This is a genomic window from Bradyrhizobium sp. SZCCHNS2022 (assembly GCF_032377575.1).
Taxonomy (GTDB): Bacteria; Pseudomonadota; Alphaproteobacteria; order Rhizobiales; family Xanthobacteraceae; genus Bradyrhizobium; species Bradyrhizobium aeschynomenes.
Window position 1 is genome coordinate 4,573,014 of record NZ_JAUHHZ010000001.1, and the last position, 12,250, is coordinate 4,585,263.

General features: G+C 68.2%; 5 protein-coding genes. 2 read left to right on the forward strand and 3 right to left on the reverse strand.

What is annotated here, in order from left to right; genetic code table 11:
• Positions 1 to 43: 43 nt before the first annotated feature.
• From QXZ94_RS20560 to QXZ94_RS20570, 3 genes are read right to left on the reverse strand one after another with little or no spacing between them, the layout of a single operon-like run.
• On the reverse strand, positions 44 to 658 hold the full coding sequence (locus QXZ94_RS20560; protein ID WP_315721946.1) for a DUF4399 domain-containing protein: 615 nt from the start codon (positions 656 to 658) through the stop codon (positions 44 to 46).
• Positions 659 to 667: 9 nt separating this feature from the next.
• On the reverse strand, positions 668 to 2,140 hold the full coding sequence (locus tag QXZ94_RS20565) for a formylglycine-generating enzyme family protein (RefSeq protein WP_315721947.1): 1,473 nt from the start codon (positions 2,138 to 2,140) through the stop codon (positions 668 to 670).
• A gap of 39 nt (positions 2,141 to 2,179) precedes the next feature.
• Positions 2,180 to 7,420: an AAA family ATPase gene (locus QXZ94_RS20570; protein WP_315721948.1), complete on the reverse strand. Its 5,241-nt coding sequence runs from the start codon at positions 7,418 to 7,420 to the stop codon at positions 2,180 to 2,182.
• A 662-nt stretch (positions 7,421 to 8,082) separates the two neighbouring features.
• Between QXZ94_RS20570 and QXZ94_RS20575 the strand changes: the two genes are divergently transcribed.
• Both QXZ94_RS20575 and QXZ94_RS20580 read left to right on the forward strand, forming a co-directional pair.
• Positions 8,083 to 9,087, forward strand: a complete 1,005-nt coding sequence (locus QXZ94_RS20575) for an efflux RND transporter periplasmic adaptor subunit (protein WP_315721949.1) — start codon at positions 8,083 to 8,085, stop codon at positions 9,085 to 9,087.
• Positions 9,080 to 12,235 (forward strand): efflux RND transporter permease subunit, encoded by a 3,156-nt coding sequence (locus QXZ94_RS20580; protein WP_315721950.1) that lies wholly within the window; start codon positions 9,080 to 9,082, stop codon positions 12,233 to 12,235. Before QXZ94_RS20575 ends, QXZ94_RS20580 begins: the two co-directional genes overlap by 8 nt.
• The last annotated feature ends 15 nt before the right edge of the window (positions 12,236 to 12,250 follow it).

Sequence of the window (12,250 nt, forward strand, 5' to 3'; positions counted from 1 at the left end):
GCGGCGCGCGGCACACACGATGAGCTCTGCGCGGAGAGCGCCGTCAGCGCGATCCGGAGAACACCCGGCTGATGAAGTCCGAGCTCTCCGGCGACTTCGTCATCTCCGGCGTCACCGCTGGCTGCAGCTGCAGCGGCTCGGGAGCTGCGGCCCGCTCCAGGATCCTGCGCCGCTCGTTGACGGGCCTGGTCGCGCGCGCCTGCTCTTCCGAGCCGTTCGGCTTGCCTACGGTGATCATGATCTTCTCGGAGACGACGGGAGGATCGAAATTCAGATGCTTGGTATCGCCCATCACCAGCTGCAGCGTATGCTTGCCCGGAGACAATTCGATCCGCGCCTCGGTCTCGCCGGCGGCGTAGTGAATGTGCTTCTTGTCGCGCGGAATCGTCTCGCCGGCCTGCATCGTCTCGTCGACGTCGACCAGAAGATGATGATGGCCGCTGCCGGCGAAATCATCGCCCGCATGGGTGACGCCCATGTTGCGCAACCCGAAGCGGACGACGAACGCTCCGCCGACGGTCTCGCCGTCCGCCGGCGAGATGAAGTAGACGCGGGCATCCTTCGGCGCCTTGGTGCCCTTGGCCGACAGCAGCGTCGGTGCAAGCGCGAGCGACACGATCAGGATGAGACGAGATCGTCGAGACATGGTCCGCAACATTCAGATCCCCTATGATGACGACGCGACGCGGAAGCCCAGAGTCGGATGCCTGATGCGGCCGTCATAGCGATCGCGGCTTCCTGCCCGCGCATCGGCCGGACCGTTCTTCCACGACCCGGAGCGGATCACGCGGGCGTAGCTGCCCTCCTCGAGCCAGGCCGATCCGTCGGAAGGGGCACCCTTGTAGTTCTTGTGCCAATTGTCGGCGACCCATTGGCCGACGCCGCCGCCCATGTCGAACAGGCCGAACGGATTGGCCGGCGCGCTGCCGATCTTCGGCGGCTGGTCCTGCTCCGCATCGCTGCTGCCGTTGCAGCCTCTGCAATTCGCCATGCCCGGACGCAGACGGTCGCCCCACCAATATCGGGTGCGCTGGCCGGCGCGCGCGGCATATTCCCATTCGGCTTCGGTCGGCAGGCGGAATGTCTTGCCCGTCGCCCTGGACAGCCAGGCGAGATAGGCCTGGGTGTCGTCATAGCTCACATTGGTGACCGGACGGTCGTCGGGCCCCGAGGCGATGTCGGGGCAGCTAGCCGCCGCCACGCAACTTTTCCACTCGCCGACCGTCACGGGATGCTTGCCGAGCGCAAACGGCCGGATGCTGACCTGATGCGAAGGCTGCTCGGAATCGTCGTCGCCGCCCATTGCGAAGCTGCCCCCGGCGACCGCGACCAGATCAGGCACGCGCAACTTCGGCTCGGGTTCGGCTGCCGCCGCAGCCGCGGTTTCGGCGGACGATGGCGGCGCACTCTCCGTGGCCGTGGCCTGACGCGGCAGGACGAAGGAGCTTGGCGGCGAGCGCATGCCGAGCTGAGCTTCCGAAGGCGCGGACGTCGTCTCCAGCAGAATGCGGCGCGGTGACTGCGGCGGTGCGGCGGAGAGCGCCTCGCGCTGCGGTCCGGAGGATCCGGTCATGGCCGGGGGCGAGTGGATCAGCTGCTTGATCTCGCGCAGCGGCAGCAGCACGCCGATGAGAAAGACGATTCCCAGGATCAGGACGCCGATGGTGGCGCGGACCAGCCCCTTCCGAAGTCCCTCGGATCTGGCAAGCAGCGTGCGCATCCACCCCTTCGGTTCGGTGTTCTCATGATCATCGTCGTGACGATCCTCGGCCCACCTGTCCGAAAACACGGCCGCCGGCTCGGGCGCGCGCGGACGCGCCGGAGGCACGATCGAGTGCGGCTCATGCCCGGCCGCGGCATCCGCATCTCCCGTCTCCCAATCGGGCTCGAGCGACTGCTCGAGCGCGCCGCACATCATCAGCAGCAGCCCGCCTTCGCTCTTGCCCGTCCAGCGCTCCTGCACTTCCGGGCACTCGACCTGGTCCTCGACGCGGACGAAGCTCGGCGGGCGCATCGGACTGAGCGAGACCTCCACCGTGCGTCCGCAGCGCCGGCAGGCGACCGCACGCGTCCCCTCGGGCACGGTATCCTCGGCGAGCCTGGGCGCCCGCAGCCATTGCAACGCTGAACCTTCGCTCATGCCGTCCTCGTCTGCTGACGCTGCCAAGCCCTCTGCCGATTACTGACCCCAGCTGGCGAAGGCGTCCTTGAAGACCCGGTCGCCCTCGGTGCCCTTCTCGATCGACAGCAGCGCCCGGTTGCCGCCCTCATAGACGATCGGGATGTCGAACCACTCCTTGCCCTTCAGCAGCATGAGGTTGCGCTTCGCATCCACGTCGTTGGCGGACAATGCGACCATGAAGTATTTCGGCGTCACCTTCGCGGTCTGGGTGACCAGCGCCGTGCCGCGCTCGGCCTCCTCGCCCTTCAGCCCGATGCCTCTCATGCTGGTCAGACCGGTCACGGCCTGATCGGCCCAATCGAATCTCAGCTCCATGACATGGCTCGCCGGCAGCTCCAGCTCGGCATTCCGCCGCAGCGAGACCGTGACCTTCGTACCGTTCTCGATATCGATCTCGCCCTTGATGGAGGGCGATGCGTCGAGCCGCGGTCCCTTGCTCTGCTCGATCGACCAGATGACCTTGCCGGCAAAGCGCTTGCCCTTCGGATCCTGCGGATCCTCATGGTAGAGATACGCCTTGGCCGGCGTGCTGACCGGCACGCTCATGCCGACCGTGGCATGCTCCTCGGCGGCAGCGGCGACCACCGGCTGGCCGTCCGGCATGATCCGCTCGGCGTTGACCTTGCGGGGGCCCTGCTCGTTCGGCAGAGCCGACGCCGCGGTCGCGCCGCTCAGCGAGACCTGAGCCCATTCGGAGGCGCGCTCCCAGGACACGGCCGCACCGACGATGGCGAGCAGTCCGGCCGCGGCAACGGCCATCACGCGACGGCTCGGCAGGCGCCGGCGCGGCAACGCACTGGCTTCTGCAGATTTGAAGGCCATCTCGACCAGTGACGGATGGATCTTGATCTCCTCCGCCACTACGGCCGGAGGCGCCGGCGGTGCAGCGACAACGGCCGGCTTGGCCGGCTCTGCGCTCGCGGGCGGCACCTCGATCACTGCTGCCACCACCTTCTCTTCGACATCACGTTGCGGCGTCTGCTCCGGTTTGTCGACGACCACCGTCGGCACTTCGACGACGGGGCTGACGCGGGGAACGGCCTGATCGAGAGTTGCGACAGCAGGCGGCAGCTCGGGCGGAACCGGCGGTGCAGGCGGAGCGACGGGTTCGGGAGCTGCCGTACGCGGCGGCCGCCGCCGCAGCACCCGGATCTCCGGCGAGGAGACCGGCGACGGCTTGGTCGCGACGTTGATCGCGGACGCGGGCGCGGATGTCGGCGGAGCCGTGCGGGCGACCGATCGTTGCAGCGCCGGACGATCGCCTGCGGTGGCCGCGCTCATGGCGTCATCGGCCCCGGAGCGGCGAGCCATCGACAGATATTTGGCGACGGTGGCAATCTCCTCCTCCAGCGTATGCGTCGCGCTCAGCGGCCGCGGCGGCGCCTGCCGCTTCGGTACCGGAGCAGGCCCGCGAGCCGTCCGCGGCGGCTCGGGGACCCGCGCTTCGGCCGACTTCGCCGTGTCCGGCCGCAGCGGAGCCGCGACCGTGGCCGCATCGACGGCGGCAGGACGCGCGCGGAGCTCGATGATGCGATCCGGGAACAGAATCTCGGCGAGGTCGCGCAGCGAGGCATCGGGCAACAGCAGCCGGCGCAGCGCGGAGGGAATGCCGCGCCGGAAGTTCGACCCGCGACCGATGAGACGATCGCTGCGGCCGGCTTCGGCCTGTACCGCGTCGCGGCGTTCGTCGCTGACCAGAACCTTGCGGGCGCGCAGCATGGCCGTCAGCTCGCGCAGATCGGAGCGCGACGCATGGTCGACGACGAGCAGATCGAAGGTGCCGATCCGCGCCGGAAGCAGCTCGGCGACGCGCCACGCAGGCATCACATGGCAGGGAATCTCCTCGAGCCAGCCGTCCAGAGATCTGCGCGCGGCGAAGCGAAGACGCCGCGCGGTCGGGCCGGAGCACGCCGAGGCCATCTTCTGCATCGTGTCCCTGAACCGCTTCAGCGACTGCCTGACCGCGCCACTGGCGTTCTGCGCGATGCCGAGCGACATGCGGGCGCTGATCACCACTTCAAACAGGGCAAGTGAGCGCTTTTCCAGGCGCAGGCGCTGCGCGGCGAGATCGTGCAGCAGCTGCCGCTCCTCGGGACTTTCGATCCGCATCAGCACGGCCCAATTCCAGGCCGTCACCCATTCCGGGAGCTTTGCATCCTCGTCGGCATTTGCCGTCGGCACCGCCCGCAGCCGATCTGCCAGCTTCGGTGCGCCCGCGGCGGTCGTCAGGCGGCACGCCGTCCTGATCAGCTCGTAGTCCGCGCGCGCGGCGCGGATCTCGTGGATCGAAGCCAGAATGGCGGTCCAGCCGGCTTCGAGCTCACGAGCGTCCGCCTCGGCGTCGCCGACCCGCGAGAGCACATCCGCCTGCACGACGGCAGCGAGCCCGCCCGCGCCGGCAAACAACTCTCCGAGATGGGCAAGCTCGACGAGCGGCCCGGAGACCCGCTTCATGATGCTCCGAATCGCCGCGCCGAACGCGGTCGGCCGCTGCACGTCGGCCAGCATCGCATTGACCTCGCTGTCCTGCATCGACAGCCTGCGGCAGGCATCCATGACGTTGCGGACCGCGAGCGCCGCAGTCACGATCGCCGCCTCGATGCCCTTGACGATGCGCTCGATATCGTCGAACGCCCGCGCGGATTCGAGCTGGATCGTCGGCGCGTCGATCTTCGTCGCAATCGACGTCCATCGCGAGCGGAGCCCATGCAGCTCATGGCGCCACAGCAAGAAACGCCCGACATACTGCCAGTCGGCTAGCGTCGACGGGGCAACCCCGTCCAACGTAATCGCATCGACCGCAGCCTTCAGACCCCGCCGCGACGGCGAGAACCGCGCGAACGGCTTGTCGCCGGCCGCGAGCCGCTCGACGACGCGGATCGCGTCGCGCCTCGTGAACGCCTCGACCGGCGCCTGCACCTGCCGCCTGGCAAATTCGGTGCTCCGCGCCAGCTGGAAGGAAGCGTCCCGCGCCCAGCCCACGACCTTGTCGAGGCCAGCAGAACCGTCGGTTCTTGCGGTCCCGAGCGGCGACAGCCGTGCCAGCCAGGGCTCGTCCGCGATGGCGCGATGACCGGCCACCAGCGCGTCGAGGTCGGCCGCCAGACGGTTGGTGGCATCGAGCCCGAAGGTCGCGATCGCGTCGAGCGCCAGATCCTCGTCGCGGCCGTCATCTGAAGCCGGACCGGCCTGCTGTCGCAGCTCCTCATGCAGCCGCAGGATCGTTGCCGCATCCGGCAGCGCCGAGGCCTCCGGCAAGTCGTCGTCGATGTGCTCGAGACGCTTTCCGAGCCGCAGCCGCGCCTCGCGCGCCCTGTCGACCGCCACGACCAGCGGGTCGGAGCCGGCGAGCAGCCGCTTCGGGCGATCGGTGAACCAGCGATGCAGATCGTGCTCGCTGATCAGCCCCTCGAACAGCTCGAATGGCAGCTCGGGCAAGCCGCCGGCGAGCCGCAGATTGCGCCTGACGATGTCGGCGATCTCATCGTCGAGCGAGGCGATCTGCGTCCGCTTCGAAATGATGTCACGTTCCAGCCGGCCGATCTGACCGACGTGATCGCGCAGGTTGGTGGTGTCGACGATCGACTGCAGCCGGCCGGCCAACGCTTCGGCTTTTCTCAGCACATCCTTGTCGGAGCCGGTCGAGCTGACGGTCAGCTCGCGAATGCCGGACGGCAGGCGCTGGTGCAGCAGCGAGAGCGCCGTCTCGTCCCTCGACACGACGAGGACGCGCGCACCGAGCGCGAGATGGTGACACACCACGTTGACGACCGCCGCGATCCGATCCTCGCGTGCGCCCGACTGAACCACCACGCCGTCGAGCCGGGCGAGCTCGCGCACGACCTCGGCATCCTCCTCGGCAGCCGGCAACGGAAAGAACAGATCGCCATGCTCGACCGGCGCGGGCTTCGGCGCAGGCGCAATGTCGATCGGCCCCCCGACGATGCCGGAGAGATGCCGGCGGGCGACGGCGTGCCCTCGTCCGTCAGGCTGCGTCAGCAGCGCGCTCACGGCAGTCGACAGACAGCACTCGCTTTGCGGCGCATGCTCGATGGCGGTCTTGAGGCATTCGATGTCGCGGAGCGCGACGCTTTCCGGCCGCCGCCGCACCGAGATCACCCAGCGTCCGCTCGAGATCGCCGCTTCGGTGGCCTCCGCGCCTTCGGGAGTCCGCGACGGCCGATGGCCGAGGTGCACACCTGCGGCGTCCAGGATCTGGTCGAGGCTGATCGGCAGGAACGGCGACAGCTCGCCGCGCTCCTCCAGCGCATCGATCAGGCCGTCGGATTTGTCGCGCAAGGCAAGCGCGGCATTGGGAGCGACGGCGTCGAGGGCCTTGAGATTGACGGTTGCGCCGGCGAACCGCGGCCGCACCCTGACCTCGGGATCGGGACGCTCGATGATCTCGATCTCGACCGGGCGCCCGAGCAGCGGAGCCTCGAATTCGCGCCCGCCGTGCCGCCACGACGACAGCGCGATGCCCCACGTGATCTCCATGGCCCGATCGGCACCGGACCTTGCGGCCATGTCGCGCAGCCGCTGATGGATCGCCATGGTGCGACGCCGGCTGCGCTCGGTGTCGGCCCATGCGGTCCAGGCGCTGTTGACGTAGCGCTCGATCCGCTGGACGAGGTCCGGACGCAGCTCAAGGCGCAGCCGTCCGGTCCACGCACCGAGCGTGTTGGCTGGCGAGAAATCCTCGGGTCGCGCATGGCGCGCAAAGGTGAGGCGATTCTTCTCGATCTCGTCGACCGTGATCTGAATGCTCTCGCGCGGCGCTGGACGCCGGTCCGGATCGGACGACAGCTCGACCCAGGCGTCGAGATCGGCATCGACGGCTGGCGGCTCGGTCGCAGCAAGCGCCTCGACGGCGAGCCACACCGGACCATCGACGTCGAACGTGTTCAGCACGACTCCCGGCAGTCCCAGCAGCTCCTCCTGGTCGAGCGCCAGGCCATGATCATCGGCGAACGGATGATCCGGCTGCCGGTCGGCAGCAGATCCGCTGGAGCGAATGATTTCGGTCAGGCTGCCGAGGACGTCCTGCAGCGGCTCGGTGGACGCTCCCGTGCCGAGCTCCTCGCCGGGCTGCGTCTCCCAGGCAACCGGCGGCGCCTCGCTCTCCGCTGCGGACGCCCCGAGGGCGCCGAGCAGCCTCATGCCATGATCGGATCCGATCGACGCGGTGCGGTCGACCGCCTTCGCCTCATTCGGTCGTAGGTGCACTGGATGACTCATCGTGCAGATCCCCCTCTCAGCTGGGCCGCAACGCCGGCTCCGGCTCGGCGCGAGGCTGACCGACAAGGATGGCCCTGGCCGTGATCACGGCGCGCCGGGCGATCGGAGAGTGGGATCAGTCTGGACAAGCTTTCCTCGCTGCAACGTCGATGGAACACCCGACTCGTTGCGGAGGCGTATGGCGAAGGTAGGTCACATCAATGACCCGACAGGTAGATGAATGTGACGGTTCTCAGTCTCGTAGGGGAATCGGGAAAAAGTCCCGGATTAGTCGATGATCAAAAGCGCGCGTAAGGGACGGCTAGTCCTCGGCTTTTCGTCGAGCCGCCGAGGCGAGGCGCGCGCCCGGCGTCGCTCGCGCGCGAATACGGTAGAACATGTCTAAGAATACTTCTAACGCTCAAGAAGAAATATGCGGACGCCCGTTCGACACCCGATCTCCACGCCGCGGCAAGGCTCCGGCCCATGTCTTGCCCGGAACGTGCCGCGCATGCGGCCGGACTGCAAAGGATCGCCCCACCACGTCCTCGCCGCGCGGGCAGCACAGTCGGGCACGTTGCCCGCGGACGGCGCTGCTTGAAACACCTCAAAAGCTGAAGTAGCTGTTGTTGCAACGACAATAACGTCGTCCAGACGATCCCCGATCGACGGGCCGGCACGGCATGGTTTGGCATCCGATGAGAGCTGTCGCCGCATGCGGTGCGATCCTGTTCACGCTGATCAGTTGGGCCTGGAGCGTGCCGCTGTGGGCCGAAACCGCGGGCCGTGAGCCGGCCACCATCAAGCTTTCCGCAACGCAACAAAAGCAGGTCGGACTGCAAACGGCTGTGCTCGCGGCGGAATCCCACCCCGAGCAGTTTCGCGCCTATGGCACGGTTCTGGACGTCGCCAGGCTGACCGAGCTCACCAACAGCTACGCCAACGCCCAGGCCCAGTTGCAGACGGCACAGGCAAAGCTGGACGTGGCTAAGCTGGCCTTCGAGCGTGCCCGCGATCTCGTGCAATCGGCGGCGATGCCGAAGAAGGATGCCGAAGCCGCCGAGGGCACGTTCCGCACCGAGCAGGCCGCGCTTGCCGCCGCCGACTCGCAGGTGAAGACGCTGATGGCGACCGCGCGGCAGGAATGGGGCGCGGTGATCGGGAAGGGGATCATCGAGCGCTCGCCGCAGGTCGTGCAGCTGATCGAACGCGAGCAACTGCTGGTGCAGGTCACGCTGCCGCCGGGCGTGACCTTGGGCGGGCCGCCGCGCGCAGCACTCGCGCAGGCGCCGACCCGCACGGCCAACATCGATCTGCGCTATCTGTCGCCGGCCCCGCGCACCGACCCGCGCATCCAGGGCCTGAGCTACTACTTCGTCGCAGCCGGGGACAGCGGGCTGCTGCCGGGCATGAACACGACGGCATACGTCCCCTCAGGCAAGTCCTACGCCGGCGTGTTCGTCGAGGACACCGCGATCGTGCAGTGGCAGGGCCGTGCCTGGGTCTATCTGCGCGCCGGCCCCGAGACCTTCAAGCGGCATCCGATCCGCACCGACCAGCCGGTCTCCGATGACGACTACGTCGTGCAGGACATTCCTCCGGGCTCCGAGATCGTGCTCCGCGGCGCACAGGTCTTGTTGTCCGAGGAAGCCAAGAGCGAGCTGCGCGGCGGCGGCGACGATGATTGACGGCGTTCGCTTGCCAGCGACCGGGCCGCAGGCCGCGCTGATCTCGTTCGCCATCCGCTTTCGCGGCATGATGCTGGCGCTTGCCTGCACCATCCTCGGCCATGGCGTCTTTGCGCTCGGCAGCGCCAAATATGCCGTCTTTCCAGAATTCGCGCCGCCGCAGGTGTCGATCCAGACCGAGGCGCCCGGCCTTAGTCCGGAACAAGTCGAGGTGCTGGTCACCCAGCCTATCGAAACCTCGATCAACGGTCTCGCCGGCGTCGAGAGCATGCGCTCATCGTCGATCCAGGGCCTGTCCGTCGTTTCCGTCATCTTCCAGCCGGGCACGGACGTCTACCAGGCGCGGCAGCTGGTGACAGAGCGGCTCGCCGTCATCAGCAGCGGATTGCCGCAGGGCGTGCGAGCCCCCGCGATGACCCCGCTGGTGCCCGCGGCAGGCACGGTGCTGGCGATCGGCCTCACCTCCGAGCAGCGCTCGCTGATGGATTTGCGCACCGTCGCCGACTGGACGGTGGCGCGGCGCCTGCTTGCCGTCACGGGCGTCGCGCAGGTGACGACCTACGGACGGGATATCCGCTCACTCCAGGTGCAGGTGCGCTCCGACGATCTGGTCCGCTTCGGCGTCGGCATGAACGACGTCGTGGCGGCGGCGCGCAAGGCGACAGGCGTCCGCGGCGCAGGCTTCGTCGATACCGCCAATCAGCGCGTGATCCTGCAGACGCAGGGGCAATCGCTCACGCCCGAGCAGTTGGCCCGCACCGTGCTGCTGCACCAGGGTGGCGCGAGCGTCGTGCTCGGGGACGTCGCCACGATCGTGAACGCACCCGAACCGCCGATCGGCGGCGCGCTGATCAACGGCCAGCCCGGCATCATGATGATGATCAGTCAGCAATACGGCGCCAACACGCGCAACGTCGCGGCGCGCGTCGAGGCCGCCCTGCAGGAGCTGCGGCCGGCGCTGGAGAGCGAGAAGATCAGGCTGCATGCCGACCTGTTCCGTCCCGCGACCTTCATCGACTCCGCGATCCAGAACGTGCTGTTGGCGCTCCTGGTCGGCGGCGCCCTCGTCATCGTCGTGCTGTTCCTGTTCCTCTACGACTGGCGAACCTCGGTGATCAGTTGCACGGCCATCCCGCTGTCGCTGTTCTCGGCCGTGCTGGCGCTGAACTGGATGGGGCAAAGCCTGGATACGATGACCCTCGGCGGCCTCGCGATCGCGATCGGCGAGGTGGTCGACGACGCCGTGATCGGCGTCGAGAATGTCGCGCGCCGACTACGCGAGAACGGGAGCCTGGCTGCCCCCCGCAACGAGGCGCGCGTCGTCTATGATGCCATGATGGAAGTGCGCAGCGCCGTCGCCTACGCGACCTTCGCGGTGCTGCTGGTGTTCGTGCCGATTCTCGCGCTGCCCGGAATCGCCGGCCGGCTGTTCGGTCCTCTCGGCACGGCCTACATCCTGGCGGTGCTGGCCTCGCTCGTCGTGGCGTTGACCGTCACGCCGGCGCTGTCGATGCTGCTGCTGACCGGCAGCAAGCGGCGCGGCGAGGCCGGCGAGCCGCCCCTGGTACGCTGGTCGCGCCGCCACTACGAGCGCCTGCTACGTCGGCTCAGCCGCTTTCCAAAGCTGGTCATAACGGTCGCCGTGCTCATCACAGCTGCAGGCGCCGGCCTGATGCCGTTCTTCGGCGGCACCTTCCTGCCGGACCTGCGGGAGGGGCACCTGATCCTTCATGTCTCGACGCTTCCCGGGACTTCGCTCGATGAATCGCTGCGCCTCGGCACGCTGATCGCAGACGCCTTGCGCGACGTACCCGAGGTGCGCAGCGTGGCCCAGCATGCCGGTCGCGCCGAGGCAGGCGTCGATACCGCGGGCACACATTCCAGCGAGATCGAGGTCGATCTGAAGCCCGGCCTGTCCGGCAGCGAGCAGGAGCGCGCCGAGCAGCACATTCGCACAGCGCTCGCCAACTTTGCCGGCATCAATCTGTCGATCAAGACCTATCTGACGGAGCGCATCGAGGAGACGCTGTCCGGCTTCAACGCCGCCGTCGTCGTCAACGTGTTCGGTCCCGATCTCGATGATCTCGAGCGCGCGGCGAGCGACATCGCGCGCGAGCTCGGCGAGGTCTGGGGCGCGATCGACATCCAGCAGCAGTCGCCGCCGGGGATGCCGCAGGTCAACGTGACCCTGCGCCCGACCGACCTGCAGTCCTGGGGCCTCGATGCGGTGGAAGTGCTCGAACTGATCCGCACCGCCTATCAGGGTGACGTCGTGGGCCAGGCCTATGAGGGCAATGTCGTCTTCAACGTCATCGTCAAGCTCGATCCCGACGCCAGCGCCCGCCCGACCGAGATCGGCAACATGCCGATCCGGACGGCGAGCGGCGCCTACATCCTGCTGAAGCAGGTGGCCGACGTCTACGGCACGGCCGGGCGCTACGTCGTGCTTCACCGCAACGGGCAGCGCGTGCAGACGGTCACGGCCAACGTCGCCGGGCGCGATCTGGAGTCCTTCGTCGCCGCGGCCAAGAGAAAGATCGCCAAGGAGGTGAAGCTGCCGCCGGGCGCGCATGTCGAGTTCACCGGCGCGGCCGAAGCGCAGGCCAAGTCGCGGCGCGACCTCCTGGTGAATTCGCTGCTGGCGACGATCGGCATCGTGTTGCTGCTGTCCCTCGTCACCGGCCATTGGCGCAACCTGCTGCTGGTGCTGGTCAACCTGCCCTTCGCCTTCGTCGGCGGCATCATCGCCGTCGCATTGACCGGAAGCGTGCTGTCCTTGGGATCGATGGTCGGCTTCGTCACGCTGTTCGGAATCGCGCTGCGCAACTCGATCCTGATGATCTCGCATTACGAGCATCTGGTCATCAAGGAAGGACGAAGCTGGGGGCTGGAGACGGCGATCGCCGGCGCCGCCGATCGCCTGGTGCCGATCCTGATGACCTCGCTGGTGACCGGCCTCGGCCTGCTGCCGCTCGCGCTCGGCGCCGGTGAGCCGGGCCGCGAGATCGAGGGCCCGATGGCCATCGTCATCCTCGGCGGATTGCTGACTTCGATGGCGCTGAACCTGCTGGTACTGCCGACGCTCGCGCTACGCTTCGGGCGGTTTGTCGCCGATGTGCCGTCGACGCGAGGCGCAGACGCCGCCTGATCGACGGCCGGCCTT

Coding starts and splice junctions, on each gene's coding strand:
- QXZ94_RS20560 (WP_315721946.1), bottom strand. CDS start 658: ATGTTGCGGACCATGTCTCGACGATCTCGTCTCATCCTGATCGTGTCG.
- QXZ94_RS20565 (WP_315721947.1), bottom strand. CDS start 2,140: ATGAGCGAAGGTTCAGCGTTGCAATGGCTGCGGGCGCCCAGGCTCGCC.
- QXZ94_RS20570 (WP_315721948.1), bottom strand. CDS start 7,420: ATGAGTCATCCAGTGCACCTACGACCGAATGAGGCGAAGGCGGTCGAC.
- QXZ94_RS20575 (WP_315721949.1), top strand. CDS start 8,083: ATGGTTTGGCATCCGATGAGAGCTGTCGCCGCATGCGGTGCGATCCTG.
- QXZ94_RS20580 (WP_315721950.1), top strand. CDS start 9,080: ATGATTGACGGCGTTCGCTTGCCAGCGACCGGGCCGCAGGCCGCGCTG.